Raw genomic sequence first — 25,886 nt, 5'->3', positions numbered from 1 at the left:
TTTCCTGCTAGCGGAGCGGCGACATGTCCGAACTCGATCTTTCCACTGACGAAGCGCGCGTCAGCTACGGCATTGGCCGTCAACTGGGTGGCCAACTGCGTGACAACCCGCCGCCGGGCGTGAGCCTGGATGCCGTGCTGGCCGGCCTGGCCGATGCCTTCGCCGGCCAGCAGAGCCGGGTCAGCGAAGCCGAGCTGTCGGCCAGCTTCAAGGTCATCCGTGATGTCATGCAGGCCGAAGCCAAGGCCAAGGCCGATGCTGCCGCTGGTGCCGGCTTGGCCTTCCTGGCCGAGAACGCCAAGCGTGAGGGCGTCACCGTGCTGGCCTCCGGTCTGCAGTACGAAGTGCTGACCGCAGGCGAGGGCGCCAAGCCGTCGCGCGACGACAGCGTGCGCACCCACTACCACGGCACCCTGGTCGATGGCAGCGTGTTCGACAGCTCCTACGAGCGTGGCCAGCCGGCGGAATTTCCGGTCGGTGGCGTGATCGCCGGCTGGACCGAGGCCCTGCAACTGATGGGCACCGGCAGCAAGTGGCGACTGTACGTGCCGAGCGAGCTGGCCTACGGCGCCCAGGGCGTTGGCAGCATCCCGCCGCACAGCGTGCTGGTGTTTGATGTCGAGCTGCTCGACATCCTGTAATCGCTAAAGGCTGCTGCGCGTCGGCCTTGCGGCGTTAAAAATCGTCGAGGAAAGCCGCTTGCGGCTAACGCGCTTTAGCGCGGCCTGAAGGGCGAGCGGAGCGAGTAATGCTCATGTACAAAAGTACAGTCGGTCGCGACCCCGGCCGCTTCCTCGGCGATTTTTGCCTTGCAATGCTCTAGCTCGCGAGCCTTTAGATGCCGCCTCAATGTCACGGGCGCAAGGCCCGGGCATAGCAGTACAGGAACAGGCTGCGCACCAGTTCCTTGAGGATCAGCGGCTCGCTCGAGCTCAGTTCATGCAGATCCAGATCGCCCTGTTTTCGCAGCTCATCCAGTGCTTCTTCCTCGAGTACGGCGCAGACTTCGCCAGTCTCGCGGTGCAGGATGCGCAAGTAGGGATGGGGGCGGTCCAGCCAGGCGTCTATCAGATAAGTCATGCTCGCATCTCCCTGAGTGATTGGTAGATATGAGAATAATTCTTATTACGTTAATAGCAAGTGTTAATCGCGCCTTTCGTCGAACGGTCGGCGTTACCCTCGGCTTGGATAAATGACGGGCATGAAAAAGCCCGTCGCGGGGACGGGCTTCGGGTCACGCGCGCTTGTGTTGAATCAGTGCGTACGGGCCACGGCGAAGTGGCTCAGTTCGACCAGTGCGTCGCGATAGGCGCTGGCAGGCAGCACTTCCAGGCAGGCGATGGCACGTTCGGCGTACTCGCGTGCCAGGTTGGCGGTGTAGTCCAGGGCGCCGGCGGCCTGCACCGCTTCGCGGATGCTTTCCAGGTCTTCCAGGCCGCCTTTCTGGATGGCCTTGCGCACCAGGGCGGCTTGCTCGGCGCTGCCTTCGCGCATGGTGTAGATCAGCGGCAGGGTCGGCTTGCCTTCGGCCAGGTCGTCACCGACATTCTTGCCCAGGGTGGCGGCATCACCCTTGTAATCGAGCAGGTCATCGACCAGTTGGAAGGCAACGCCCAGATGGTCGCCGAACAGGCGCAGCGCTTCGTTCTGCTCGGCAGTCGCCTCGGCCAGGGCGGCGGCGCTCTGGGTCGAGGCCTCGAACAGCATGGCGGTCTTGCCGCGGATGACTTCCATGTAGGTTTCTTCGCTGGTGCTGGCGTCACGAACCTTCGACAGCTGCAGCACCTCGCCCTCGGCGATCACCCGGGTGGCCTTGGAGAGGATCTGCATCACCGGCATGGAGCCCAGTTCGACCATCATTTCGAACGAGCGTGAATAAAGGAAGTCGCCGACCAATACACTGGGCGCGTTGCCCCATTGCGCATTGGCGGTGCTGCGACCGCGGCGCATGTCGGACATGTCGACCACGTCGTCGTGCAGCAGGGTGGCGGTGTGCAGGAACTCGATGGTGGCGGCCAGCAGGCGCAGGCGTTCGTCGTTCAGGCCCAGGGCCTTGCCACTGAGCAGCACCAGCAGCGGACGCAGGCGCTTGCCACCGGCGGAGATGATGTAGTCGCCGATCTTCTCGACCAGCGGGACGCGGGACACCAGTTGCTGACGGATAATGCCGTCAACAGCGGTGAAATCATCCGCTACCACACTGTAGAAAGCCTGGGGTTGCATCAGCGACATATGCTCCTCTAGTAGGCCTATTGACGGTAATAGACCCTAGTTTGCGCGGCATGCTAGGGGGCAGGGTGGGGGCTGTCAAGGCAATGGCAGGCGGCGCTTGCGCTGTTTCAATGGCTTGCGTACAATCGCGCACCCTGAACTTCCCCCTGGGTATTTCCCTGCCTTACGCAATTGCAAGGGTGTCCATCCGGCCCCGAGCAGCCATGCCAGCCGACACTATTCCTATAAAGCGCTGGGTGAGCAGGATCAACGGAGATTTACCATGTACGCAGTAATTGTTACTGGTGGCAAGCAATACAAAGTCACCGAAGGCGAATTCCTCAAGGTCGAGAAACTGGAGCTGGCCACTGGCGAAGCTCTGACTTTCGACCGTGTGTTGCTGGTTGGCAACGGTGATGACGTCACCATCGGCGCTCCTGTCGTCGAAGGCGCCAAGGTATCGGCTGAAGTCGTTTCGCAAGGTCGTCACGATAAGGTCACCATCATCAAGTTCCGTCGTCGTAAGCACCACATGAAGCGTCAGGGCCACCGTCAGTGGTTCACCGAGATCAAAATCACCGGTATTCAGGCCTGATTCATTTCGCTTGAGCCCTTTATAGGAGTATTGAACTCATGGCACACAAAAAAGCTGGCGGTAGTACCCGCAACGGTCGCGACTCAGAAGCCAAACGCCTTGGCGTGAAGATGTATGGCGGCCAGAAAATCGTTCCTGGCAACATCATCGTGCGTCAGCGCGGCACCCAGTTCCACGCTGGCTACGGCGTTGGCATGGGCAAGGATCACACCCTGTTCGCGAAAATCGAAGGCGTGATCAAGTTCGAAGTAAAAGGCGCGTTCAACCGCCGTTACGTAAGCGTCGTCGCGGCCTAATCGCGAAGTTGCTGGAAAAGCCCCGTCCTGCGACGGGGCTTTTTTGTTTCTGTATCCTGTTGCGCTCAGCTTCGTCGGATTCCGGCCGCGCATGCGCGCATCCTGTGGGTTCTTGCCAAACTGTCCTGGGTTTACGCGGGCGGTTTCAGGGCAATTTCGCAAGCACCCGGTGTTTCCTGTTTCAGTGACCCGCGTTTTAGGCGGGAGGTGTAGCCATGAAATTCGTCGATGAAGTATCGATTTCTGTAAAGGCCGGTGATGGTGGCAACGGCATGATGAGCTTCCGTCGTGAGAAGTTCATCGAGAACGGCGGCCCCAACGGTGGTGATGGTGGTGATGGTGGCTCGATCTATATCGAGGCCATGGCCAACCTCAATACCCTGGTGGACTACCGCTATACCCGCCGCTTCCAGGCGCCCAATGGCGAGAAGGGCGGCAGCACCGATTGCACCGGCGCCAAGGGTGAGGACCTGATCCTGCCGGTGCCGATAGGCACCACGGTGATCGATGCCGGTACACAGGAAGTGATTGGCGACCTGACCAAGGCCGGACAGCGCCTGATGGTCGCCCAGGGCGGCTGGCATGGCCTGGGCAACACCCGCTTCAAGTCCAGCACCAACCGCGCCCCGCGCCAGACCACGCCCGGCAAGCCGGGTGAGGCGCGTGACCTCAAGCTGGAGTTGAAGGTGCTGGCCGATGTCGGCCTGCTCGGCCTGCCGAACGCGGGCAAGAGCACCTTCATTCGCTCGGTGTCGGCGGCCAAGCCGAAAGTCGCCGATTACCCGTTCACCACCCTGGTACCGAACCTGGGCGTGGTCAGTGTCGACCGCTACAAGAGTTTCGTGGTCGCCGACATTCCCGGCTTGATCGAGGGCGCTTCCGAGGGTGCCGGCTTGGGGATTCGCTTCCTCAAGCACCTGGCGCGTACCCGCTTGCTGCTGCACCTCGTCGACATGGCGCCGCTGGATCTGACCGACCCGGCCGAGGCTGCGGCCACCATCGTCGCCGAGCTGACCAAGTTCAGCCCGGCGCTGGCCGAGCGCGAGCGCTGGCTGGTGCTCAACAAGGCTGACCAGATCCTCGATGAGGAGAAGGAGCAGCGGGTCGCCGAGATCGTTGCGCGGTTGGAGTGGGAGGGGCCGGTGTATGTGGTCTCCGCCCTGGCGCGCGAAGGCACCGAGCAGCTGTGCTACGACATCATGGACTTCCTCGAGGCGCGTGCCGAGCGCATTCAGGAGAACCCCGAATACGCCGCCGAGCTTGCCGAGCTCGATCAGCGTATCGAAGATGAAGCACGTGCCCAGTTGCAGGCCCTGGATGACAAGCGTGCGCTGCGTCGCTCCGGTGTCCGGCCGGCCGGCGAAGTCGATGAAGATGACAGCTTCTGGGACGAGGAAGATGAAGAGGACGGCCCGGAAATCATTTACGTCCGGGATTGATTGGACGACAGACGCCGCTTTTTAGCGGCGTTTTTGTAGGTTTGGCCGTTGCCGCCGGCGATGGCTTGCGAAAATGTGCTTCTGGCTGGGGTTGGAAAACATGCGTGACAAGGTGAGTGGTGCGCAGCGCTGGGTGGTGAAGATCGGCAGTGCCTTGCTGACCGCCGATGGCAAGGGCCTGGATCGCGGCGCCATGGCGGTGTGGGTCGAGCAGATGGTGGCCTTGCGGGCTCAGGGCGTCGAGTTGGTGCTGGTGTCGTCCGGCGCGGTGGCAGCGGGGATGAGTCGTCTCGGCTGGACGGCGCGACCGAGCGCCATCCATGAGCTGCAGGCCGCTGCCGCGATCGGCCAGATGGGCCTGGTGCAGGCCTGGGAGTCGAGCTTTGGCGAGCATGGGCGGCGTACTGCGCAGATTCTGCTGACCCATGACGACCTGTCCGATCGCAAGCGCTACCTCAATGCGCGCAGCACCCTGCGCACCCTGGTCGAGCTGGATGTGGTGCCGGTGATCAACGAGAACGACACCGTGGTCACCGACGGCATCCGTTTCGGTGACAACGACACCCTGGCCGCGCTGGTGGCCAACCTGGTGGAGGCCGATCTGCTGGTGATCCTCACCGACCGCGACGGTATGTTCGATGCCGACCCGCGCAACAATCCCGATGCTCAGCTGATCCACGAAGCCCGTGCCGATGACCCCGCGCTGGATGCCGTGGCCGGTGGTGTGGGTGGTGCCCTGGGGCGCGGCGGCATGCAGACCAAGCTACGCGCGGCGCGCCTGGCGGCCCGTTCCGGTGCGCACACGGTGATCGTCGGCGGCGCCATCGAACAGGTGCTGGCGCGTCTCAAGGCCGGCGAGCTGCTTGGCACCCTGCTGGTACCCGAGCGTGGCATGCTGGCGGCGCGCAAGCAGTGGCTGGCCGGGCACCTGCAGACCCGCGGCACCCTGGTGCTGGACGATGGCGCGGTCAAGGCGCTGGTCTCCGACCGCAAGAGCCTGCTGCCGGTTGGCGTCAAGGCCGTGCAGGGCAGCTTCCGCCGTGGCGAGATGGTGGTCTGCGTGGCGCCGGATGGCCGCGAAGTCGCCCGTGGCCTGGTCAACTACAGTGCCCTGGAAGCGCAGAAGATCATCGGCCGTCCTTCGGACGAGATCGAGCGCCTGCTCGGCTATGTCGATGAGCCGGAGCTGGTGCATCGCGACAATCTGATTTTGGTCCAGTGAGTCCTCCGGGAGGTGGCAATGCGTAGGCTTGTGTTGGCTGTTGCGGCGTTGATGGCGCTGCCTCTTGGTGCTGTGGCCGAGGAAATCGGCCAGGTTTCCACGGTCTTCAAATGGCTGGGGCCTAACGACAAGATCGTCGTCGAGGCATTCGACGATCCCAAGGTGGCGGGTGTGACCTGCTACCTGTCGCGGGCCAAGACCGGTGGCGTGAAGGGCGGGCTTGGTCTGGCCGAGGATCGTGCCGAGGCGTCGATTGCCTGTCGCCAGGTGGGGCCGATCAGCTTTTCTGGTGAGCTCAAGGATGGCGATGAAGTCTTCCGTGAGCGTACCTCGCTGGTGTTCAAGACCATGCAGGTCGTGCGCTTCTTCGACCAGAAGCGCAATACCCTGGTGTACCTGGTCTACAGCGACCGCATCATCGAGGGCAGTCCGCAGAATGCGGTGACCGCCATTCCGATCCTGCCCTGGCCGAAGGGCGGCTGAGTCGGCGGCACTCGCCGCCGGTGCTCGAATTTCACGCGCGTTCGGCGCATGGCTATTCGGGTAGCGCCGGGATTGGTTGCGCCGGCAGCTCCCTGTCCCTTGGCTGCTTGCTGGTCGAGCGGTCGTCTCCATTTTTCATGACGCGGCGCCCTTGGGGTCAGATGCTGGGATCGTTGTGCGTCAGTCTCGTCGCTCTGGAAGAGGCGGTACTTTTCTTCAGGCAATAAAAAACCGACCCTGAGGTCGGTTTTTCATGAAACGGGACGCTTAAGCAGCAGCTTGGCTGAGTGCTTTGACGTGACCGTTCAGGCGGCTCTTGTGACGAGCGGCCTTGTTCTTGTGGATGATGCCTTTGTCGGCCATACGGTCGATAACAGGCACAGCCAGAACGTAAGCAGCTTGTGCTTTTTCGTGGTCTTTGGCGTCGATAGCCTTGACTACGTTCTTGATGTAGGTACGAACCATGGAGCGCAGGCTGGCGTTATGGCTACGACGCTTCTCAGCCTGTTTTGCGCGTTTTTTGGCAGAAGGTGTATTGGCCACCGTCAAGCTCCTCGAAAACTAAGGGGTTACAGACAAATAAGGCCGCGAATCATGCAGGCGAGCGAAGCACTTGTCAAGGTCGAACCTCTGTCAGTCGTCGCGGGGCGTCCTGCAAGAAAGGATGCTTTATCGGGCCGGCGATTCTACACTTCCGGCCCCACTTGCGACACCGCACCTTCGTGCGATGTCGGGGTCTGTTGCTGGCGCGTGACGAGCGTCGCGCCAGATCATGTAATCGCCGATTGAGCCTCTCTGCCGAATGAATCTTCTCAAGTCGCTGGCTGCGGTCAGCTCCATCACCATGCTGTCGCGGGTTCTGGGTTTCGTGCGCGACACCATCATGGCCCGGATCTTCGGTGCGGGTATCGCCTCGGACGCCTTCGTGGTGGCCTTCAAACTGCCCAACCTGCTGCGCCGCATCTTTGCCGAAGGCGCATTCTCCCAAGCCTTCGTACCGATCCTGGCAGAGTACAAGACGCAGAAGGGCGAGGAGGCGACCCGCACCTTCGTCGCCTACGTGGCTGGCCAACTGACCCTGATCCTTGCCCTGGTGACGCTGCTCGGCGTGCTGGCTGCACCCTGGATCGTCTGGGCCTCGGCGCCGGGCTTCAGCGACAACCCCGAGCGCTTCGAGCTGACCAGCGATCTGCTGCGGGTGACCTTTCCTTATATTCTGCTGATTTCCCTGTCGTCCTTTGCCAGCGCCCTGCTCAATACCTGGAACCGCTTCGCGGTACCTGCCTTCGTTCCGACGCTGCTGAACGTCAGCATGATCGTCTTTGCGCTGTTCCTGACCCCGTACTTCGACCCGCCGATCATGGCCATGGGCTGGGCGGTGCTGGTCGGCGGTCTGCTGCAACTGCTCTACCAGCTGCCGCACCTGCGCAAGATCGGCCTGCTGGTGCTGCCACGCCTCAATATGCGCGACAGCGGCGTATGGCGCGTGCTGCGGCAGATGGGCCCGGCGATCCTCGGTGTGTCGGTGGCGCAGATCTCGCTGATCATCAACACCATCTTCGCCTCCTTTCTGGTCGCCGGCTCGGTGTCGTGGATGTACTACGCCGACCGCCTGATGGAGCTGCCGTCCGGCGTGCTGGGCGTTGCCCTGGGCACCATCCTGCTGCCGTCGCTGGCCAAGACCCACGCCGCCGAGGACCCGGCCGCCTACTCGAAGCTGCTCGACTGGGGCCTGCGCCTGTGCATCCTGCTGGCGTTGCCCTGTGCCCTGGCCCTGGCGCTGCTGGCCGAGCCGCTGGTGGTGTCGCTGTTCCAGTACGGCAACTTCACCGCTACCGATGCCGAGATGACCCAGCGCGCCTTGCTGGCCTACTCGCTGGGCCTCATGGGCATGCTGCTGGTCAAGGTGCTGGCGCCGGCCTTCTATGCGCGCCAGGACATCCGCACGCCGGTGCGCATCGCCATGTTCACCCTGCTGATGACCCAGGTGATGAACCTGCTGTTCATCTTCGTCATCCCCCTGGCCCATGCCGGTCTGGCGTTGTCCATCGGCCTGGCGGCCTGCCTGAATGCCGGCCTGCTGTTCTGGAAGCTGCGCGCCCGCGGCTTCTATCAGCCGCAGCCGGGCTGGGCGATGTTCGCCAGCAAGCTGCTGGCGGCGCTGCTGGTGATGGTGGTGGTGCTGGTCGGCATGCTCTGGCTGATGCCGGCCTGGAGCGACGGCAACATGCTGGCGCGCCTGCTGCGCCTGGGGGCGCTGGTGGTGGCCGGCGCGCTGAGCTATTTCGCGGTGCTGGGCATTCTCGGTTTCCGGTTGCGCGACTTTTCCCGGCGCTCGGTGGGCTGAGCACCATTGGTGCTGACGGCCGGCGCCGGCAAGAGAGCGCCGGATCCGCTACCCGGCGCCTGCCGCTGTGCGTATAATTGGCCACTTTGTGAGCAAGAAGCGCGTTATGCAGCTGGTTCGAGGCCTTCATAATCTGCGGCCCCAGCATCGGGGCTGTGTCGCCACCATCGGAAATTTCGACGGCGTTCACCGTGGCCACCAGGCGATTCTGGCGCGTTTGCGTGAGCGCGCGGCGGAACTGGGTGTGCCCAGCTGCGTGGTGCTGTTCGAGCCACAACCACGTGAGTACTTCGACCCCGAGGGCGCCCCGGCACGCCTGAGCCGCCTGCGTGACAAGCTCGCCCTGCTGGCCGCCGAAGGCGTCGACCGGGTGCTGTGCCTGACCTTCAACCCGCGCCTGCGTGAACTCAGCGCCGCCGAATTCGTGCAGCGTGCGCTGATCGACGGCCTTGGTGTGCTGCACCTGGAAGTGGGCGACGATTTCCGTTTCGGTTGCGACCGTGCCGGCGACTTCGCCTTTCTGGCCGAGGCCGCGCAGCGCGTAGGCTTCAGTGTCGAAGCGGCCAAGACCGTGGAGATCGACGGGCAGCGGGTCAGCAGCACGCGGGTGCGTGAGGCCTTGGCCAGCGGCGATTTCACGGTTGCCGAACGCATGCTGGGTCGGCCGTTTCGCATCGTCGGGCGGGTGCTGCATGGCCAGAAGCTGGGCCGCCAGCTCAATGCGCCGACCGCCAACGTGCAGCTCAAGCGCAAACGTGTACCGCTGACCGGGGTGTACCTGGTCAGCGTGGAAATAGACGGCCAGCCATGGCCGGGCGTCGCCAATATCGGCGTGCGCCCCAGCGTGGCCGGCGATGGCAGCGCCCACCTCGAGGTGCACCTGCTGGATTTTGCCGGTGACCTGTATGGCCGGCGTTTGACGGTGGCTTTCCACCACAAGCTGCGCGATGAGCAGCGTTTCGCCTCGCTCGAGGCACTGAAGACGGCCATTGCGGCCGACATTGCCGCTGCCCGCGACCACTGGCAGCGCCAACCGCTGATGAAGAGCCCGACATGACCGATTACAAAGCCACGCTGAACCTGCCCGATACTCCCTTCCCGATGAAGGCTGGCCTGCCGCAACGCGAGCCGCAGACCCTGCAGCGCTGGATTGATATTGGTCTGTACGAAAAACTGCGCAAGGCCGGTGAAGGCCGCCCGAAATTCGTGCTGCACGACGGCCCGCCCTATGCCAACGGCAGCATCCATATCGGTCACGCGCTGAACAAGATCCTCAAGGACATCATCACCCGTTCCAAGACCCTGGCCGGCTTCGATGCCCCCTACGTGCCAGGCTGGGACTGCCACGGCCTGCCGATCGAGCACAAGGTCGAGACCACCTTTGGCAAGAACCAGCCAGCGGACCTGACCCGCGAGCGTTGCCGCACCTATGCGGCCGAGCAGGTCGAGGAGCAGAAGGCCAACTTCATCCGCCTCGGGGTGCTGGGTGACTGGAACAACCCGTACCTGACCATGAACTTCGCCAACGAGGCCGGCGAGATCCGTGCCCTGGCAGAAATGGTCAAGAAGGGTTTCGTGTTCAAGGGCCTCAAGCCGGTCAACTTCTGCTTCGATTGCGGCTCGGCCCTGGCCGAGGCCGAGGTCGAGTACCAGGACAAGAAATCCGAAGCCATCGACGTGGCCTTCCCCGTCGAGGATGCAGACAAGCTGGCCGCCGCCTTCGGCCTGGCCAACCTGGGCAAGCCGGCCGCCATCGTCATCTGGACCACCACACCCTGGACCATCCCGGCCAACCAGGCGCTGAACGTGCACCCGGAATTCACCTACGCGCTGGTGGACGTCGGCGACCGCCTGCTGCTGCTGGCCGAGGAAATGGTCGAAAGCTGCCTGCAACGCTTCGCCCTCGAAGGCCAGGTGGTTGCCACCGCACCGGGCGCCGCGCTGGAGCTGATCAATTTCCGCCACCCGCTGTACGAGCGTCTGTCGCCGATCTACCTGGCCGACTACGTCGAACTGGGTGCCGGCACCGGTATCGTTCACTCTGCGCCGGCCTACGGTGAAGACGACTTCCGTACCTGTAAGGCGTACGGCATGAGCAACGACGAGATTCTCAACCCGGTGCAGAGCAACGGCGTGTATGCCGACTCGCTGCCGCTGTTCGGCGGCCAGTTCATCTGGAAGGCCAACCCGGCCATCGTCGCCAAGCTCGAAGAGGTGGGCGCGCTGCTCAAGCACGCCACCATCAGCCACAGCTACATGCATTGCTGGCGCCACAAGACGCCGCTGATCTACCGCGCCACCGCGCAGTGGTTCGTCGGCATGGACACCAAGCCGAAGGAGGGCGGCACCCTGCGTGAACGCTCCCTGGCGGCCATCGAAGACACCAAGTTCGTGCCGGCCTGGGGCCAGGCGCGCCTGCATAGCATGATCGCCGGGCGCCCGGACTGGTGCATCTCGCGTCAGCGCAACTGGGGCGTGCCGATCCCGTTCTTCACCCATAAGGAGAGCGGCGAGCTGCACCCGCGCACCGTCGAGCTGATGGAAGAAGTGGCCAAGCGTGTCGAACAGCAGGGCATCGAAGCCTGGTTCAAGCTGGACGCCGCCGAGCTGCTGGGCGCCGAGGCCGACCAGTACGACAAGAGCCGTGACACCCTGGACGTGTGGTTCGACTCCGGCACCACCCACTGGCACGTGCTGCGAGGCTCCCATGCCGAGCTGGCGCACAGCAGCGGCCCGGTGGCTGACCTGTACCTGGAAGGCTCCGACCAGCACCGCGGCTGGTTCCACTCCTCCCTGCTGACCGGCTGCGCCATCGACGGCCACGCGCCGTACAAGGAACTGCTGACCCACGGTTTCACCGTCGACGAGCAGGGCCGCAAGCAGTCCAAGTCCCTCGGCAACGTGGTCGCGCCGCAGAAGGTCATCGACAGCATGGGCGCCGATATCCTGCGCCTGTGGGTGGCCTCCACCGACTATTCCGGCGAGATGGCGGTATCCGACCAGATCCTGCAGCGCAGTGCCGACGCCTACCGGCGCATCCGCAATACTGCGCGCTTCATGCTGGCCAATCTCAATGGTTTCAACCCGGCCACCGACCTGCTGCCGGCCGAGCAGATGCTCGACCTCGACCGCTGGGCGGTGGACGCCACCGCGCGCCTGCAGGACGAGCTGACCGAGGCCTACGGCGAATACCGTTTCTGGAACGTCTACTCCAAGGTGCACAACTTCTGCGTGCAGGAGCTGGGCGGCTTCTACCTGGACATCATCAAGGACCGCCAGTACACCACCGCGCCGGACAGCATCGCCCGCCGCTCCTGCCAAAGCGCGCTGTTCCACATCTGCGAGGCACTGGTGCGCTGGGTCGCGCCGATCCTCTCGTTCACCGCCGAGGAAATCTGGCAGTTCCTGCCGGGCGAGCGCGCCGAGTCGGTGATGCTGGCCACCTGGTACGAGAACCTGGCCCGTCTGCCGGAAGGCTTCGAACTGGACAACGCTTACTGGGAGCGCGTCATGGCGGTCAAGGGCGCGGTCAACAAGGAGCTGGAGAACCTGCGCGCGAGCAAGGCCATCGGCGCCAGCCTGCAGGCCGAGGTCACCCTGTTCGGTGACGACGCCCTGCGTGATGACCTGGCCAAGCTCGGCAACGAACTGCGCTTCGCGCTGATCACCTCCGCTGCTGCCACCGCGCCGCTGAGCGAGGCGCCGGCCGATGCCGTGGTCACCGAGGTCGAAGGCCTGAAGCTGAAGATCGTCAAATCCGCCCACGCCAAGTGTGGCCGCTGCTGGCACCTGCGCGCCGACGTCGGTACTCACGCCGAGCATCCGGAGCTGTGTGGCCGCTGCATCAGCAACATCGAAGGTTCGGGCGAGGTGCGCCACCATGCGTAACGCCCTGGCCCGCAGCGCGGGGATGCAACCATGAGCGCGCGTTTCGGCAAACTCGGCTGGGTTTGGCTCAGCGTCGTGGTGTTCGTGATCGACCAGATCACCAAGTTCTGGTTCGACAACAACCTGCAGATGTACGAGCGCATCACCGTGATTCCCCAGGTGCTGGACTGGACCCTGGCCTACAACACCGGCGCGGCCTTCAGCTTTCTGGCCGGCGCGTCCGGCTGGCAGCGCTGGCTGTTCACCCTGATCGCCGTGGTGGTCAGCGTGGTGCTGGTAGTGTGGATGAAGCGCCTCAAACCTGACGAAACCTGGCTGGCCGTCGGCCTGGCCCTGGTGCTCGGCGGCGCCCTGGGCAACCTGGTGGACCGGGTGATCTTCGGCCATGTGGTCGACTTCATCCTGGTGCACTGGCAGAGCAGCTGGTATTTCCCGGCCTTCAATATCGCCGACAGCGCCATTACCGTGGGCGCCGTGCTGCTGGCGCTGGACATGTTCAAGAGCAAGAAGCCCGAAGAAGAGGTGGCACGTGACTGATGTACGTATCGGCCCGGATCGGCAGGTGACCCTGCATTTCGCGCTGAAGCTGGATAACGGCGATGTGGTCGACAGCACCTTCGACAAACAGCCGGCCACCTTCAAGGTTGGCGACGGTAACCTGTTGCCGGGTTTCGAGGCGGCGCTGTACGGCTTCAAGGCCGGTGACAAGCGCAGCCTGACCGTGCAGCCCGAGCAGGGCTTCGGCCAGCACAACCCGCAGAACGTGCAGGTGATGCCGCGCTCGCAGTTTCAGGACATGGAGCTGTCCGAAGGGCTGCTGGTGATCTTCAACGACGCTGCCAATACCGAACTGCCAGGCGTGGTCAAAGAGTTCGATGACGCCCAGGTGACCATCGACTTCAACCACCCGCTGGCCGGCAAGACGCTGACCTTCGATGTCGAGATCATCGACGTTCAGGCGATCTGACCGGGCGTCAGTCGCAGGCGGACATTACTCGTGAACGCGCTGTCTACCCCATGAGCTCATTGCGGCTCGTGGGATAGACTCTCCACTCAAGCTTTCCGTGCCGAGCGTGCCATGCAAATCAAACTCGCCAATCCCCGCGGTTTCTGCGCCGGTGTCGACCGCGCCATCGAGATCGTCAACCGCGCCCTCGAGGTGTTCGGCCCGCCGATCTACGTGCGCCATGAAGTGGTGCACAACAAGTTCGTGGTCGAAGACCTGCGTTCGCGCGGGGCGATCTTCGTCGAGGAGCTCGATCAGGTGCCCGATGACGTGATCGTCATCTTCAGCGCCCACGGCGTTTCCCAGGCGGTGCGCAACGAAGCCACCAACCGCGGCCTGAAGGTGTTCGACGCCACCTGCCCGCTGGTCACCAAGGTGCACCTGGAAGTGGTGCGCTACAGCCGCGATGGCCGCGAGTGCATCCTTATCGGCCATGAAGGCCACCCGGAAGTCGAAGGCACCATGGGCCAGTACGACGCCAGCAATGGCGGCGCCATCTACCTGGTCGAAGACGAAGAGGACGTTGCCAAGCTGCAGGTGCGCGATCCCGATAACCTGGCCTTCGTGACCCAGACCACGCTGTCGATGGACGACACCAGCAAGGTCATCGATGCCCTGCGCGCACGCTTCCCCGCTATCGGCGGGCCGCGCAAGGACGATATCTGCTATGCCACCCAGAACCGCCAGGATGCGGTCAAGCAACTGGCCGACGAGTGCGATGTGCTGCTGGTGGTGGGCAGTCCCAACAGCTCCAACTCCAACCGCCTGCGCGAGCTGGCCGAGCGCATGGGTACTCCGGCGTACCTGATCGACGGCGCCGAGGATCTCAAGCGCGAGTGGTTCGACGGCGCCAAGGGCATCGGCATCACCGCCGGCGCTTCGGCCCCGGAAGTACTGGTGCGCGGGGTGATCGACAAGCTGGGCGAGTGGGGCGCCAGCAACGTCCAGGAACTCGATGGCCGCCCGGAGAACGTGACCTTCTCCATGCCCAAGGAGCTACGGCTCAAGGCGGTGTGAAGCAGGCGGTGCAGAGGAGCCAGGGTCGATACCCTGGCTTTTTTGTGGGCGCTGTCGAGGTTGCGGAGTCTGCGGCACTCGATGGCCATTCTGTTGACCAATACCTAGTCATGCCGCCAGCACCCAGTGCTGGCGGCAAGCATCCAATCGGAGGATCAATAATGGCTCACGAGCAAATCGTCATCACCACGCCGGACGGCCAGTGCCCGGCCCACCTGTTCACGCCGGCTGACGGGCAGGGCGGCCCGGCGGTCATCTTCTACATGGATGCCGGCGGCATTCGCCCCGCCGAACTGGGCATGGCCGAGCGGCTTGCCAATGCCGGCTACGTGGTGCTGCTGCCGGATCTCTATTACCGCTATGGCGCCTACGGGCCATTCGATCCCAAGGAAGTGTTCAAGGGCGACTTTCGCGTCATCCTCGGGCCGCTGATGGCCACCACCGGCAATGCCAAGGCAGCCGCGGATATCGATGCCTATATCGCCTACCTCGACGGGCGCAGCGACGTGCACGGCAAGCGTATCGGCGCGGTGGGCTTCTGCATGGGCGGCGGCATGGCGATCTCGGCAGCAGGAAAGCGGCCCGAACGCTTCGCGGCCGTGGCCAGTTTCCATGGCGGCAACCTGGCCACCGATGCAGATGACAGTCCGCATCGCGCTGCATCCGCCCTGCAGGCCGAGCTTTATATCGCCGCGGCGGAAAACGACGGCAGCTACCCGCCGGAAATGGCCGAGCGTTTCGAGAAGGCCCTGACTGACGCCGGCGTGACCTTCCGCTCGGAAACCTACCCGGCCAAGCACGGCTGGATGAAGCCCGACTTCCCGGTGTACGACGAAGCCGCTGCCGAACAGGGCTGGCAGCAGTTGCTGGCGTTTTTCGAGCGCACCTTGGCGCGTGACTGACAGCGCTGCTTTGGCCCCGGGCTGCTGATCGGGCCGTGCCCGTGCAGGGCTGGTCGCAAGGCCAGCCGATGCGCCTTTTGCAGGTGAGCCTGGTACCCGCCGGGAAAATCCAGGATAAGCCCTAAAGCATAGCCTTGATCAACAGCGCGGCGGCCACCGCCGCCGATACCAGTGCAAAGCCGCGTTGCAAGGCTGTGCCGGAGAGCTTGCCCGCGACTATTCGCCCGCCGAGCATGCCGGCCAGGGCGCCCAGGCAAAACGGCGTCGCCAGTCGCCAGTCCAGATGGCCGGCAACCGAGCTTGCCGCGACGCCGGCGGCGGAAATCAGCGCGATCACCGCCAGCGAGGTGGCCAGCACCGATTGCGCAGTCAGGTTGGTGTAGCGCTGCAGGGCGGGCACCAGCACGAAGCCGCCACCGACCCCCAACAAGCCGGACAGTGCACCGGCTACCAGGCCCGATAAGGTAAGGGCCCAGGCACAGGGCCCGGTCCAGTTAAGCTTGCCGCGATTGACGTCCAGTTGGCAGGGCGGTGGCTTGGCCATAAAGGCTGACCGGCCTTGCGGCAAGGCCTGGGTGCGGCGCCAGGTCAGCCAGGCGATGTACAGGAGCACCAGCGCGAAGATCCCCATCAGCGGGCGGTTGGGCAGGCGCTGCGCCACCCACAGACCGATCGGCGAGCAGAAAATCCCGGCAACGGCCACCAGCAGGGCGGCCTTGTAGCGAACGATGCCATCCCGCAGGCCCATCGCTGCTCCGAGGCTGGCCGCCAGGCCAACTGCCAGCAAGCCGATCGGGCCTGCCTCGGCAATGTCCAGGCCCATCACGAAAACCAGCAGTGGCACCGCCAGTATGCCGCCGCCCGCACCGGTCAGGGCCAGGATCACGCCGACCAGCAGGCCAAGCAGGATGATCGTGATCATTGCCGCGCCCTCGCCGTTAGAGGGCCACTCATAGGTCCGCCAGCTCCGGCTTGGCCAGCCACTCGCGGCCCTTGAGCATGCCTTTCCAGTACAGCGGCGGCAGAATCCGTTCCTTGAGCAGCCAGGCCAGGCGGGAGGGTCTGGTGCCATCGATGAGCCAGGATGGGAAGCTGGGGGTCACCTTGCCGCCATAGCTGAATTCGGCCAGCACGATCCTGCCGCGCTCGACCGTCAACGGGCAGGAACCATAGCCGTGATACAGCGCCGTGCCCTTGGCTCTGCCCAGCGCGGCCAGCACGTTGTGGGCAACCACCGGCGCCTGTTTGCGTGCGGCGGCGGCGGTTTTCGCATTGCTGGTGTTGGCGGCATCGCCCAGGGCGTGAATGTTTTCCCAGCTCTTGTGGCGCAGCGTCGCGGGATCTACATCGATCCAACCGGCGGCGTCGGCCAGGGCGCTGGCACGCACGAAGTCGGGAGAGACCTGCGGTGGCACCACATGGAGCATGTCGAACGGGCGGGTAACGCTGCCGGTACTGCCATCGGCCGCCACGCACCTGAAGGTGGCGGTACGCGCTGCGCCATCGACCCGGGTAAGCGTATGGCCGAAGTTCAGGTCGATCCGGTAAGCCTCGACATATTCCATAAGCGCCGGTACGTAGTCGGCAACGCCGAACAGCACGGCACCGGCGCTGTAGAACTCGATTTGCGTGTCGCCCAGCACCTCGCTACGGCGCCAGTGGTCGGCCGACAGGTACATGGCCTTCTGGGGCGCGCCGGCACATTTGATCGGCATCGGTGGCTGGGTGAAGATCGCCCGCCCACCGCGAAGCTGCTGCACCAGCTGCCAGGTATAGGGCGCCAGGTGATACAGGTAGTTGGAGGTCACACCATTACGGCCCAGGGTCTCGCTCAGGCCCTCGATGGCCTGCCAATCGAGCTTGAGGCCGGGACAGACGATAAGCTGCTGGTACCTGACCACCCGGCAGCCATCGAGGATCAGCGCATTGCGCTCCGGCTCGAAGGCAGCCACTGCCGACTTGATCCAGTGCACGCCGCGAGGCATTGTCGCGCCCATGCTGTGGGCGGTTTGCGGCGCCTCGAAGACCCCGGCGCCGACCAGCGTCCAGCCAGGTTGGTAGTAGTGCACATCAGCGGGGTCGATGATGGCGATATCCAGCCCGGGCTCGCGGGCCAGCAGGCTCGATGCCGTCGCAATACCCGCCGCACCGCCGCCGACGATGACCACCTGATGCGCGGCCTCCGCCACGTTCACGGGCGTTCGCCCCTGATTGGCAATCCTGCGGGCTACCGAGGCCATATCGAAGCCGGCTTCCCTTGCCGCATCGACGATCTGCTCCAGTGGTTGTGCCCCTGCCTGCGACAGCGCCCACAGGGTGGTCGAGCGCATGCCGGAACGGCAATAGGCAATCAGGGGGTGGGGCAGCGTCTCGAGCAGCTTGCCGAACAGCTCGGCCTGCTCATCGCTGACCTTGCCCGTGTCGACAGGCAGGTAATGGGCCTGCATGCCGTGTTGCTGGGCGGCCCGCTCGATGTCGGCAAACAACGGCTGGTCGCCGCTTTCGCCATCGGGCCGGTTACAGATGATGGCCCGGTAGCCGGCGTTCTTGAGAGCTACCACGTCATCCGGGTGGAGTTGTCCGGTGACTGACAGGCCAGGTGCAAGGCTGCGAATGTCCATAAAGACCTCGGGAAGAAGATGTGCACGGATAATTTTTATAGGGGCGCTCAAATCAGGTTGAGCGGTATCTTCAGGTAGCGCACGCCGTTGGTTTCGGGGGCTGGCAGATGCCCGGCGCGCATGTTGACCTGCACCGAAGGCAGGATCAGCGTGGGCATGGCCAGGGTGGCATCGCGGGAGGTGCGCATGGCCACGAATTGTTCTTCGCTGATGCCATCGCGTACGTGGATATTGAGCGCGCGCTGTTCGGCCACCGTGCTGACGTACTGCACCTCTCGCCCTTCCGGCGGGTAGTCGTGGCAGACGTAGATCAAGGTGTCGGCAGGCAGGCTCAGCACCTTGCCTATCGATCTGAACAGGGTGCGTGCATCGCCGCCGGGAAAGTCGCAGCGTGCCGTGCCGAAGTCGGGCATGAACAGGGTATCGCCCACGAACGCGGCTGTGTCCTGCCCATCGCCTATTACGTAGGCCATGCAAGCGGGGGTATGCCCCGGGGTATGCAGGGCACGGCAGGCCAGGGAGCCAATGCTGAACGCCTCGTCGTCGATGAACAGGTGATCAAATTGGCTGCCGTCGCGGGGCATGTCGGCACCGGCGTTGTACAGGCTGCCGAACACATCCTGGACCCTGGCGATATGACTGCCGATGCCGATCTTGCCGCCCACCTGCGCCTGCAGGTAGGGCGCTGCAGTCAGGTGATCCGCATGAACATGGGTTTCCAGTATCCACTCGACGTGCGCCCCGAGTTCGGCCACCCGAGCAATCAGCCTGTCCGCGGACTCCGTGCTGGTCCGGCCGGTCTTGGCGTCGTAATCGAGCACGCTGTCGATCAAGGCGCAGCGGTTGGTGCCGAGATCGAGGGCAATATAGCTGACGGTACCGGTGGCACTGTCGTGGAAGGCTTCGACTTGGAGTTTTCTAAGCATGTCCTGGCTCCTGGCATGGTGAGCAGGACAACAGCAACAGCTATGCCAAGCCGACGGCTGCCATGGAATCGCTCCAGCTATCTGATTTAAAAGGAATTCCTAGAGCTTCTTGAGGCTTCGGAATGGATGCAGAGGCGATAGGGCCTGGCGGGGCATGCCATCTGTCATGTCAGGCACTGCCAATTGACAGTGTTGGCAGTGCCACGCAGGATGCTGGCACTCCCTAGCATCAGCGATAGACAGCATGTCAGCTAAACCCAGCGATCCAGGCGCCAGTTCGGATCATGTGCGGTCATTGGTTTCGTTTCTCGAACACGAGCCGCAGCCGATGATCGTGCTCGATACCGATTACAACATCCTCGCCGCCAACCCGGCCTATCAACGTCAGTTCGCCAGCCCCGACACCTCTGTTTTGGGGCGCAAATGCTATGCGGTCTCGCACCGCTATTCCGTCCCCTGCGATCAGGCCGGTGAGCACTGCCCCATGCGCAAGGCGCAGGAACTCAATGGCCCGGACCGGGTACTGCATGTCCATCACACGCCCCGGGGCCCTGAACACGTCGACGTCGAACTGCGACCGATCTTCGACGAGGGAGGCGCCATCAGGGCCTACGTGGAGCGCCTGACCCTGGTGCGCAGCGCCTCGGCGCGGCCCAGCAACGACGGTTTGGTGGGGTGTTCTCCCGCGTTCAACCTGGCCTTGTCGGAACTCAAGCGCGTGGCCACCACCCTGCTGCCGGTGCTCTTGCTGGGGGAGTCGGGTACCGGCAAGGAGTTGTTCGCCCGTGCCGTCCACGAGAACAGCGAACGGGCCGAGGGGCCGTTCGTGGTGGTCGACTGCTCGGGGTTGACCGAGACGCTGTTCGAGAGTGAATTGTTCGGTCACGAAAAGGGTGCCTTCACCGGCGCTGTGGCCCGCAAGCCGGGCCTGGTGGACATCGCCCAGGGCGGCACCCTGTTCCTCGACGAAATCGGTGACGTGCCCCTGGCCATGCAGGTAAAGCTGTTGCGCCTGATCGAATCGGGAACCTATCGCCGCGTCGGCAGCGTGGAAACCCTCTATGCGAACTTCAGGCTGGTAGCCGCTACCCACAAACCGCTGGAAACGATGATGGGCAGCGGCGCGTTCAGGCAGGATCTCTACTACCGCCTCAGCACCTTTCCGATTCAGCTGCCGCCCTTGCGCGACCGGGTGGAGGATATCGGCCTGTTGGCCAACTCCTTCCTGCAGCGTGGTGAGCGGCGCCTGGTCATCGATACCGAGGCCCTGGCTAGCCTGGAGCGCTATGGATGGCCGGGCAATATCCGCGAGTTGCGCAACGTCCTGGACCGCGCCAGCCTGTTCGCCGATGACGGGGTCATTCGCAACAGCCATCTACCGCCGGCGATAACCGCGCCCGCCGCCCTGCCTGGAGTGCCGTTAGCGGCAGGCGATCAACGACCCTTGGCGCAGACAGTGGCGGCATTCAAGGGCACGCGCAGCGAATTGGCGAAGTATCTGCGTATCAGTGAACGGACCCTGTATCGACGGCTCAGGGAACAGGGACTCGATCAGCCCTGATCGGCTGAGCACTGGCGGCCGCGCAACCGATCCTGCGGCGGCCTCCAGGCTGCTCAGCGCAGGCGTTGCGGCGCAGGCCGGGCGCAGGCAGCTCGTTTCGCGTAGGTGAGCTCGGTAGCAGTGCCTGTGGGTCTGGAATATCACTATGGAGCATGGTTGATGTTGACGATAGATATAGGGCCGCTGGCGCTTGGCGTGGGCCATGTGCTGCTGTTGGTGAGCCTGTTGCTGGCCACCCTGGTCGGCTGGTGGCTGGGGCGCAGGCACCAGGTCAATCCGGAGAAGCTGATCTTCCGCCTGCTGCTGGCGGCGCTATTGGGCGCGCGGCTGGCCTTCGTCGTCCGCTATTTCGAGCATTACCAGGACGCGCCCTGGCGGGTGATCGATATTCGTGACGGCGGCTTCAGCGCCTGGGGCGGTTTACTGGCGGCAGGGTTGCTGGGCGCCTGGTACCTGTGGCGCCAGGCGGCGATGCGCCGAGCCCTGGCCGGTGGCGTGGCGGCGGGCCTGCTGGTGTGGGGCATGAGCAGCCTGGTGCTGCATAGCCTGGAGCAGGATACCCGCCTGCCGGAGCTGGCCCTGCGCGATGTCCAGGGGCAACCGGTGGAACTGGGCGAGCAGCTCGGCCAGCCCATGGTGATCAACCTCTGGGCCACCTGGTGCCCGCCCTGCCGACGCGAGATGCCGGTGCTGGCCGAGGCGCAGCGTGCGCATCCAGGTGTGACCTTCGTTTTCGCCAACCAGGGCGAGGGCGCAGGCGAGGTCAGTGCCTATCTCGCCAGCCAGGCGCTGCAACTGGACAACGTGCTGCTCGACAGTGACGGGGCCCTGGGGCAACTGGTCGGCTCGCGGGCCTTGCCCACCACCCTGTTCTACGACGCCGAAGGCCGCCTGTTGGGCAGCCACCTTGGTGAACTGTCCCGCGCCAGCCTGGCTCGAGCACTGGAGGCCCTGAAGACGGAACCTTGACCCTCAAGCCATCCAATCCCAGGCCCTGAATGGACGGGAACCTGCTCCGTTGTACGTAGGCGGCGTCGACCCATAACGCCCCACAGGGGGAGAGGGTTTATGGTTTTTTCGGGCAATAAAAAGCCGGCTTGTGGCCGGCTTTCGTAAGGCAGGTTGTGCTTACTTTTGATAAGCAGCAGCCGCCTTGGTGATCTCGGCGCGGGCCGCGTCAGCGTTGCCCCAGCCTTCGACCTTGACCCACTTGCCCTTCTCGAGATCCTTGTAGTTCTCGAAGAAGTGCTTGATCTGCTCGATCAGCAGCGGGGGCAGGTCGGTGTATTCCTGAACGTCTTTGTAGATGGTGGTCAGCTTGTCGTGGGGAACCGCGATCAGCTTGGCGTCGCCACCGGCTTCGTCGGTCATGTGCAGCACGCCAACCGGGCGAGCGCGGATGACCGAGCCTGGGGCGACCGGGTACGGGGTCACGACCAGCACGTCGAGGGGGTCGCCGTCGTCGGCCAGGGTGTGCGGGATGAAACCGTAGTTGGCCGGGTAGAACATCGGGGTGGCCATGAAACGGTCGACGAACAGGCAGTCGGTGTCGTGATCGATTTCGTATTTGATCGGCGCGTGGTTGGCCGGGATTTCGATAGCGACGTAGATGTCGTTCGGCAGGTCTTTACCGGCCGGAACCTTGCTGTAGCTCATGGGTGACTCCCTGATGTGGGCCAAAAAAAGTGGCGCGATTATAGGTGGATTCCCGCGTCGTTGCCATTACAGCCATCTGGCGTATCGGCAGTCGCGGGCGTGGCTTGCTGATAGTCCGGGTGTTCGACCTGCAGGCGGCGCAAACGTGCCAATGGGTCTTGCCGGTAGAACAGGCGCAATTGCTCGTAGACCGCGGGAAAGGCCTCGTCGAGCAGATCCGGCGCGTTGAAGAAATATTCGCTGGTGACTGCGAAGAACTCGGCGGGGTTTTCCGCGGCATAGGGGTCGATGGCGGTCTGCGCTTCTTCGTCGATATCCAGCGCGGCATTGAGGCTGTCGAAGGCGTCCTGCATGGCGCTGGCCCACTGGGTGACGTCCATGTTGCTGTGCAGGGGTGGCAGGCCGTTGGCGTCGCCGCCGAGCATGTCCAGCTTGTGGGCCAGTTCGTGGATCACCAGGTTGTAGCCTTCCCAGCCGCCACTGGCCTGCACGCCCGGCCAGGCGAGAATCACCGGGCCCTGCTGCCAGGCTTCGCCGCTGTGCTCGCCGTCCCATTCGTGCTCGATGCCGCCGGAGTCGCGATGGCGCTGGGGGCTGACGAAGTCGTCGGGGTAGAGAATCACCTCGTGGAAGCCCCCATACCAGTTCAGGTCGGCCAGGCCGAGCAGCGGCAGTTCGGCGAGCGCGGCCAGGGCCAGGCGATCTTCGCCATCGAGTTCCAGGCCGGGCAGGGTGGTCAGGTGTTTGTTGTGCAGAAACAGCACGGCGCGTTCACGCAGCCGTTGCTCGTCTTCGCTGCTGAGGCCGTCGAGAATCGGCAGGCGTTGGCGCACGCTGGCCCAGCGAGTGGCGCTGACCGGGTTGCGAGAGAGAATGCGCTTGCGGCGCCAGGCGCTAAACGACCACATGGCTAGGGCTCGGTTGCAGGGTGGGCGTCACCTTAAGCAGGCCGGGTCGTTGTCGCAAGTGTGCAGCTGTTACCCGCTGTCCACTGAAGTTGCTGGCGCTGCGTGCTGGCGCTCCAGGCCGAGGGCGCCGCTGTGCTAATCTGCGGCCATGTTTTAACGCGGCTCGCCGCCTCCAGGCGCGCCTGTTCTCGAGGTTTTCATGCATATCCACATTCTCGGCATCTGCGGCACCTTCATGGGCTCGCTCGCGGTGCTGGCCAAGGACCTGGGCCACCGCGTCACCGGCTCCGATGCCAATGTCTACCCGCCGATGAGCACCCAGCTCGAAGCCCAGGGTATCGAGTTGATGCAGGGCTACGACCCCGCGCACCTGCAGCCGGCGCCGGATCTGGTGGTGGTCGGCAACGCCATGAGCCGTGGCAACCCGGCGGTGGAATACGTGCTCAACAAGGGTCTGCCCTATGTCTCCGGTCCCCAGTGGCTGGCCGATCACGTGCTGCAGGGCCGCTGGGTGATGGCCGTAGCCGGCACCCACGGCAAGACCAGCAGCTCGAGCATGCTGGCCTGGGTACTGGAGCACGCCGGCATGGCGCCGGGCTTCTTGATCGGCGGCGTGCCGCAGAACTTCGGGATTTCAGCCCGGCTGGGCGATACGCCATTCTTCGTGGTCGAGGCCGACGAATACGACAGCGCCTTTTTCGACAAGCGCAGCAAGTTCGTTCACTACCGCCCGCGCACTGCCATCCTCAACAACCTCGAGTTCGACCACGCGGACATCTTCCCGGATTTGGCCGCCATCGAACGGCAGTTCCATCACCTGGTGCGGATCATCCCCAGTGAAGGCCTGGTCATCCACCCGGCCAGCGAAAGCGCGCTGGCGCGGGTGATCCAGATGGGCTGCTGGACGCCTGTGCAGACCACCGGTGAAGGCGGCCAATGGCAGGCCCGCCTGCTGGCCGCCGACGGTTCGCGCTTCGAAGTGAGTTTCGACGGCAAGGTCGAGGGTGTGGTGGACTGGCAACTGACCGGCCAGCACAACGTCGCCAACGCCCTGGCCGTGCTGGCGGCCGCGCGCCATGTCGGCGTGGTGCCGGCGCTGGGCATCGAGGCGCTGGGCAAATTCATCAACGCCAAGCGGCGCATGGAGAAGGTCGCCGAGGTAAACGGCGTGACCGTCTATGACGACTTCGCCCACCACCCGACGGCCATCGCCACCACCCTCGACGGCCTGCGCAAGCGGGTCGGCGACGAGCAGATCATCGCGGTGATCGAGCCGCGCTCCAATTCCATGAAGCTCGGTGCTCATCGCGATGGCCTGGCCGAGTCGGCGGTGCAGGCCGATGCGGTGTTCTGGTACGCGCCGCCGAACCTGGGCTGGGACCTGGCGGCCACGGTTGCCGGCGCCACCAACCCCACCCAGGTGTGCGATTCCCTGGAAGCCATCATCGATGGCGTGAAGGCGCGGGTACGCCCCGGCACCCAGGTGGTGATCATGAGTAACGGTGGTTTTGGCGGTTTGCACGGCAAGCTGGCCAAGGCGCTGGAGGCATGAGCATGGCCGGACCGGAGCGCATCACCCTTGCCATGACCGGCGCCTCGGGCGCCCAGTACGGCCTGCGCCTGCTCGACTGCCTGGTGCGCGAGGACCGGGAAGTGCACTTCCTGATCTCCAAGGCCGCGCAGTTGGTGATGGCTACCGAAACCGACGTCAGCCTGCCGGCCAAACCCCAGGCCATGCAGGCGTTTCTCACCGAATACACCGGCGCCACCGACGGGCAGATTCGCGTCTACGGCAAGGAAGACTGGATGGCCCCGGTGGCTTCCGGCTCCGGTGCGCCGTCGGCCATGGTGGTGGTGCCATGCAGCACCGGCACCCTGTCATCGATTGCCACCGGTGCCTGCAACAATCTGATCGAGCGCGCCGCCGACGTGGCCCTCAAGGAGCGCCGCCAACTGATTGTGGTGCCGCGCGAGGCGCCCTATTCGAGCATTCACCTGGAGCACATGCTCAAGCTGTCCAACCTGGGCGTGACCATCCTGCCGGCCTCGCCGGGCTTCTATCACCAGCCACAGACGGTGGATGACCTGGTCGACTTCATCGTCGCGCGCATCCTCAACTGCCTGAACATTCCCCAGGACATGCTGCCGCGCTGGGGCGAGCATCATCTAAACAGTGGCGATGACTAGGCGCGTGCGCTGGCTGCTGGTGCTCGCCTGCCTGCAACTGGGCGGCTGCGCCACCGCGCGCACGCTGGACGCCAACAAGCCCGGCGCGCCGGTGGTGTACGCCGGCACGCGGCTTGACTGGTACGCGCTGCAGGGCGGTTGCTGCCCGGTCGAACGCTTTGGCGCCGAGGCGCCGCGCTATGCTGCCGTCGACCTGCCAGCCAGCGCCTTGCTCGATACCCTGCTGTTGCCGCTGTCGCTGGCCAAGGCGCTGGGGATTGGGTTGCAGGTAACTGGGGGCGGGTAGGGCGCTTTGATCGGGCGTGGGTGGTTGTTGATGGGTTGCACCCACGCAGCCCGAGCAGCCCTAGGGGCTGGGCATTTTAGGTGATGGGTTGCACCCATCCTACGGCCTGCAGAGATGGCCGGTCGGACGCGTAGGGTGGACAACGCTCTTTTTGTCCACCAATGCGGTAATTGGAACGGTGGCTAGGTGAAGCTTCATCCACCCTACGATCTTTCGGCTCGTCTTCAACGCTTTGACTTCAAAAAAGACAAAGCGGCATTTCGCGATCTCGTGGGAGGGGCTTTAGCCCCGAGCTTTTACGCCTTGCCAGCCCCGTCGAGGCTAAAGCGAATCGT

Annotated in this window: 26 protein-coding genes; 18 read left to right on the top strand and 8 right to left on the bottom strand. The window is 64.2% G+C overall.

Annotated elements, in window-relative coordinates; all coding sequences use genetic code 11:
* Positions 1–23: 23 nt before the first annotated feature.
* Positions 24–641, top strand: a complete 618-nt coding sequence (bamJ, locus tag BM154_RS22170; protein ID WP_074889634.1) for a BamJ family beta-barrel-assembly machinery protein — start codon at positions 24–26, stop codon at positions 639–641.
* Positions 642–852: 211 nt separating this feature from the next.
* Here bamJ and BM154_RS22165 read toward each other — a convergent pair whose 3' ends face one another.
* Together BM154_RS22165 and BM154_RS22160 are read right to left on the bottom strand one after the other, a co-directional pair.
* Positions 853–1,080: a PA4570 family protein gene (locus BM154_RS22165; RefSeq protein ID WP_070887188.1), complete on the bottom strand. Its 228-nt coding sequence runs from the start codon at positions 1,078–1,080 to the stop codon at positions 853–855.
* Positions 1,081–1,254: 174 nt separating this feature from the next.
* The gene (locus tag BM154_RS22160) at positions 1,255–2,223 is read right to left on the bottom strand and encodes a polyprenyl synthetase family protein (protein ID WP_074889719.1); all 969 of its coding nucleotides are present in this window, start codon (positions 2,221–2,223) and stop codon (positions 1,255–1,257) included.
* Positions 2,224–2,494: 271 nt separating this feature from the next.
* Here BM154_RS22160 and rplU point away from each other — a divergent pair, with 271 nt between their 5' ends.
* The 5 genes from rplU (at position 2,495) to BM154_RS22135 (ending at position 6,246) form a co-directional block, all read left to right on the top strand.
* Positions 2,495–2,806: a 50S ribosomal protein L21 gene (gene rplU, locus BM154_RS22155; protein WP_073267966.1), complete on the top strand. Its 312-nt coding sequence runs from the start codon at positions 2,495–2,497 to the stop codon at positions 2,804–2,806.
* 38 nt (positions 2,807–2,844) lie between these two features.
* Complete coding sequence (rpmA, locus tag BM154_RS22150; RefSeq protein ID WP_074889631.1) at positions 2,845–3,102, top strand: 50S ribosomal protein L27; 258 nt, start codon at positions 2,845–2,847, stop codon at positions 3,100–3,102.
* A 215-nt stretch (positions 3,103–3,317) separates the two neighbouring features.
* Positions 3,318–4,541 (top strand): Obg family GTPase CgtA, encoded by a 1,224-nt coding sequence (cgtA, locus tag BM154_RS22145; RefSeq protein WP_074889628.1) that lies wholly within the window; start codon positions 3,318–3,320, stop codon positions 4,539–4,541.
* A 100-nt stretch (positions 4,542–4,641) separates the two neighbouring features.
* Positions 4,642–5,763: a glutamate 5-kinase gene (gene proB, locus BM154_RS22140; RefSeq protein ID WP_074889716.1), complete on the top strand. Its 1,122-nt coding sequence runs from the start codon at positions 4,642–4,644 to the stop codon at positions 5,761–5,763.
* 18 nt (positions 5,764–5,781) lie between these two features.
* Positions 5,782–6,246 (top strand): CreA family protein, encoded by a 465-nt coding sequence (locus tag BM154_RS22135; protein WP_074889625.1) that lies wholly within the window; start codon positions 5,782–5,784, stop codon positions 6,244–6,246.
* A 267-nt stretch (positions 6,247–6,513) separates the two neighbouring features.
* Here BM154_RS22135 and rpsT read toward each other — a convergent pair whose 3' ends face one another.
* Complete coding sequence (gene rpsT / locus BM154_RS22130; RefSeq protein ID WP_042556309.1) at positions 6,514–6,789, bottom strand: 30S ribosomal protein S20; 276 nt, start codon at positions 6,787–6,789, stop codon at positions 6,514–6,516.
* Positions 6,790–7,048: 259 nt separating this feature from the next.
* On the opposite strand from rpsT, the gene murJ reads away from it, so the two are divergent.
* The 7 genes from murJ (at position 7,049) to BM154_RS22095 (ending at position 15,406) form a co-directional block, all read left to right on the top strand.
* Positions 7,049–8,593, top strand: coding sequence for a murein biosynthesis integral membrane protein MurJ (murJ, locus tag BM154_RS22125; RefSeq protein ID WP_074889623.1), 1,545 nt, complete (start codon positions 7,049–7,051; stop codon positions 8,591–8,593).
* A 106-nt stretch (positions 8,594–8,699) separates the two neighbouring features.
* A complete protein-coding gene (gene ribF / locus BM154_RS22120) occupies positions 8,700–9,650 on the top strand; it encodes a bifunctional riboflavin kinase/FAD synthetase (protein WP_074889620.1) in 951 nt (316 codons plus the stop codon).
* Positions 9,647–12,481 (top strand): isoleucine--tRNA ligase, encoded by a 2,835-nt coding sequence (ileS, locus tag BM154_RS22115; protein ID WP_074889618.1) that lies wholly within the window; start codon positions 9,647–9,649, stop codon positions 12,479–12,481. The genes ribF and ileS overlap by 4 nt, the downstream gene beginning before the upstream one ends.
* Before the next feature lie 30 nt (positions 12,482–12,511).
* Positions 12,512–13,018 (top strand): signal peptidase II, encoded by a 507-nt coding sequence (lspA, locus tag BM154_RS22110; protein ID WP_074889615.1) that lies wholly within the window; start codon positions 12,512–12,514, stop codon positions 13,016–13,018.
* Positions 13,011–13,448, top strand: a complete 438-nt coding sequence (gene fkpB, locus BM154_RS22105) for an FKBP-type peptidyl-prolyl cis-trans isomerase (RefSeq protein ID WP_074889613.1) — start codon at positions 13,011–13,013, stop codon at positions 13,446–13,448. The genes lspA and fkpB overlap by 8 nt, the downstream gene beginning before the upstream one ends.
* Before the next feature lie 111 nt (positions 13,449–13,559).
* Entirely contained in the window at positions 13,560–14,504 is a 945-nt protein-coding gene (gene ispH, locus BM154_RS22100) for a 4-hydroxy-3-methylbut-2-enyl diphosphate reductase (protein WP_074889611.1), read from the top strand.
* 161 nt (positions 14,505–14,665) lie between these two features.
* Positions 14,666–15,406 carry a dienelactone hydrolase family protein gene (locus tag BM154_RS22095; protein ID WP_074889608.1) on the top strand — a complete coding sequence of 247 codons (741 nt, stop codon included), beginning with the start codon at positions 14,666–14,668 and terminating at the stop codon, positions 15,404–15,406.
* Between the two features lie 121 nt (positions 15,407–15,527).
* On the opposite strand, the gene BM154_RS22090 is transcribed toward BM154_RS22095, so the two are convergent.
* Genes BM154_RS22090 through BM154_RS22080 form a run of 3 tightly spaced genes read right to left on the bottom strand, consistent with a single transcriptional unit; the run spans position 15,528 to position 18,953 of the window.
* Positions 15,528–16,328: a sulfite exporter TauE/SafE family protein gene (locus BM154_RS22090; RefSeq protein ID WP_074889605.1), complete on the bottom strand. Its 801-nt coding sequence runs from the start codon at positions 16,326–16,328 to the stop codon at positions 15,528–15,530.
* A 28-nt stretch (positions 16,329–16,356) separates the two neighbouring features.
* On the bottom strand, positions 16,357–18,027 hold the full coding sequence (locus BM154_RS22085; protein WP_074889602.1) for a bifunctional protein tyrosine phosphatase family protein/NAD(P)/FAD-dependent oxidoreductase: 1,671 nt from the start codon (positions 18,025–18,027) through the stop codon (positions 16,357–16,359).
* A gap of 47 nt (positions 18,028–18,074) precedes the next feature.
* Positions 18,075–18,953, bottom strand: a complete 879-nt coding sequence (locus BM154_RS22080) for an MBL fold metallo-hydrolase (protein WP_074889600.1) — start codon at positions 18,951–18,953, stop codon at positions 18,075–18,077.
* 244 nt (positions 18,954–19,197) lie between these two features.
* On the opposite strand from BM154_RS22080, the gene BM154_RS22075 reads away from it, so the two are divergent.
* A complete protein-coding gene (locus tag BM154_RS22075; protein ID WP_074889597.1) occupies positions 19,198–20,514 on the top strand; it encodes a sigma-54 interaction domain-containing protein in 1,317 nt (438 codons plus the stop codon).
* 159 nt (positions 20,515–20,673) lie between these two features.
* Positions 20,674–21,483, top strand: coding sequence for a TlpA family protein disulfide reductase (locus BM154_RS22070; protein WP_074889594.1), 810 nt, complete (start codon positions 20,674–20,676; stop codon positions 21,481–21,483).
* 159 nt (positions 21,484–21,642) lie between these two features.
* On the opposite strand, the gene ppa is transcribed toward BM154_RS22070, so the two are convergent.
* Together ppa and BM154_RS22060 are read right to left on the bottom strand one after the other, a co-directional pair.
* The gene (gene ppa / locus BM154_RS22065; protein ID WP_070887203.1) at positions 21,643–22,170 is read right to left on the bottom strand and encodes an inorganic diphosphatase; all 528 of its coding nucleotides are present in this window, start codon (positions 22,168–22,170) and stop codon (positions 21,643–21,645) included.
* Positions 22,171–22,208: 38 nt separating this feature from the next.
* The gene (locus tag BM154_RS22060) at positions 22,209–23,078 is read right to left on the bottom strand and encodes a M90 family metallopeptidase (RefSeq protein WP_074889592.1); all 870 of its coding nucleotides are present in this window, start codon (positions 23,076–23,078) and stop codon (positions 22,209–22,211) included.
* A 199-nt stretch (positions 23,079–23,277) separates the two neighbouring features.
* Between BM154_RS22060 and mpl the strand changes: the two genes are divergently transcribed.
* From mpl to BM154_RS22045, 3 genes are read left to right on the top strand one after another with little or no spacing between them, the layout of a single operon-like run.
* Entirely contained in the window at positions 23,278–24,630 is a 1,353-nt protein-coding gene (gene mpl, locus BM154_RS22055; RefSeq protein WP_074889589.1) for a UDP-N-acetylmuramate:L-alanyl-gamma-D-glutamyl-meso-diaminopimelate ligase, read from the top strand.
* Positions 24,631–24,632: 2 nt separating this feature from the next.
* Complete coding sequence (gene ubiX, locus BM154_RS22050; protein ID WP_074889586.1) at positions 24,633–25,265, top strand: flavin prenyltransferase UbiX; 633 nt, start codon at positions 24,633–24,635, stop codon at positions 25,263–25,265.
* Positions 25,258–25,551, top strand: coding sequence for a YceK/YidQ family lipoprotein (locus BM154_RS22045; protein WP_074889583.1), 294 nt, complete (start codon positions 25,258–25,260; stop codon positions 25,549–25,551). The genes ubiX and BM154_RS22045 overlap by 8 nt, the downstream gene beginning before the upstream one ends.
* Positions 25,552–25,886: the final 335 nt, after the last annotated feature.

This window comes from Phytopseudomonas argentinensis (genome assembly GCF_900113905.1).
Classification (GTDB): Bacteria; Pseudomonadota; Gammaproteobacteria; order Pseudomonadales; family Pseudomonadaceae; genus Aquipseudomonas; species Aquipseudomonas argentinensis.
This window is presented reverse-complemented; position numbering and strand designations above follow the sequence as displayed.

What these genes read in the sequence shown, in the direction of transcription:
- bamJ (WP_074889634.1), top strand. Translation starts at nt 24, where the DNA reads ATGTCCGAACTCGATCTTTCCACTGACGAAGCGCGCGTCAGCTACGGC.
- BM154_RS22165 (WP_070887188.1), bottom strand. Translation starts at nt 1,080, where the DNA reads ATGACTTATCTGATAGACGCCTGGCTGGACCGCCCCCATCCCTACTTG.
- BM154_RS22160 (WP_074889719.1), bottom strand. Translation starts at nt 2,223, where the DNA reads ATGCAACCCCAGGCTTTCTACAGTGTGGTAGCGGATGATTTCACCGCT.
- rplU (WP_073267966.1), top strand. Translation starts at nt 2,495, where the DNA reads ATGTACGCAGTAATTGTTACTGGTGGCAAGCAATACAAAGTCACCGAA.
- rpmA (WP_074889631.1), top strand. Translation starts at nt 2,845, where the DNA reads ATGGCACACAAAAAAGCTGGCGGTAGTACCCGCAACGGTCGCGACTCA.
- cgtA (WP_074889628.1), top strand. Translation starts at nt 3,318, where the DNA reads ATGAAATTCGTCGATGAAGTATCGATTTCTGTAAAGGCCGGTGATGGT.
- proB (WP_074889716.1), top strand. Translation starts at nt 4,642, where the DNA reads ATGCGTGACAAGGTGAGTGGTGCGCAGCGCTGGGTGGTGAAGATCGGC.
- BM154_RS22135 (WP_074889625.1), top strand. Translation starts at nt 5,782, where the DNA reads ATGCGTAGGCTTGTGTTGGCTGTTGCGGCGTTGATGGCGCTGCCTCTT.
- murJ (WP_074889623.1), top strand. Translation starts at nt 7,049, where the DNA reads ATGAATCTTCTCAAGTCGCTGGCTGCGGTCAGCTCCATCACCATGCTG.
- ribF (WP_074889620.1), top strand. Translation starts at nt 8,700, where the DNA reads ATGCAGCTGGTTCGAGGCCTTCATAATCTGCGGCCCCAGCATCGGGGC.
- ileS (WP_074889618.1), top strand. Translation starts at nt 9,647, where the DNA reads ATGACCGATTACAAAGCCACGCTGAACCTGCCCGATACTCCCTTCCCG.
- lspA (WP_074889615.1), top strand. Translation starts at nt 12,512, where the DNA reads ATGAGCGCGCGTTTCGGCAAACTCGGCTGGGTTTGGCTCAGCGTCGTG.
- ispH (WP_074889611.1), top strand. Translation starts at nt 13,560, where the DNA reads ATGCAAATCAAACTCGCCAATCCCCGCGGTTTCTGCGCCGGTGTCGAC.
- BM154_RS22095 (WP_074889608.1), top strand. Translation starts at nt 14,666, where the DNA reads ATGGCTCACGAGCAAATCGTCATCACCACGCCGGACGGCCAGTGCCCG.
- BM154_RS22090 (WP_074889605.1), bottom strand. Translation starts at nt 16,328, where the DNA reads ATGATCACGATCATCCTGCTTGGCCTGCTGGTCGGCGTGATCCTGGCC.
- BM154_RS22085 (WP_074889602.1), bottom strand. Translation starts at nt 18,027, where the DNA reads ATGGACATTCGCAGCCTTGCACCTGGCCTGTCAGTCACCGGACAACTC.
- BM154_RS22080 (WP_074889600.1), bottom strand. Translation starts at nt 18,953, where the DNA reads ATGCTTAGAAAACTCCAAGTCGAAGCCTTCCACGACAGTGCCACCGGT.
- BM154_RS22075 (WP_074889597.1), top strand. Translation starts at nt 19,198, where the DNA reads ATGTCAGCTAAACCCAGCGATCCAGGCGCCAGTTCGGATCATGTGCGG.
- BM154_RS22070 (WP_074889594.1), top strand. Translation starts at nt 20,674, where the DNA reads ATGTTGACGATAGATATAGGGCCGCTGGCGCTTGGCGTGGGCCATGTG.
- ppa (WP_070887203.1), bottom strand. Translation starts at nt 22,170, where the DNA reads ATGAGCTACAGCAAGGTTCCGGCCGGTAAAGACCTGCCGAACGACATC.
- BM154_RS22060 (WP_074889592.1), bottom strand. Translation starts at nt 23,078, where the DNA reads ATGTGGTCGTTTAGCGCCTGGCGCCGCAAGCGCATTCTCTCTCGCAAC.
- mpl (WP_074889589.1), top strand. Translation starts at nt 23,278, where the DNA reads ATGCATATCCACATTCTCGGCATCTGCGGCACCTTCATGGGCTCGCTC.
- ubiX (WP_074889586.1), top strand. Translation starts at nt 24,633, where the DNA reads ATGGCCGGACCGGAGCGCATCACCCTTGCCATGACCGGCGCCTCGGGC.
- BM154_RS22045 (WP_074889583.1), top strand. Translation starts at nt 25,258, where the DNA reads ATGACTAGGCGCGTGCGCTGGCTGCTGGTGCTCGCCTGCCTGCAACTG.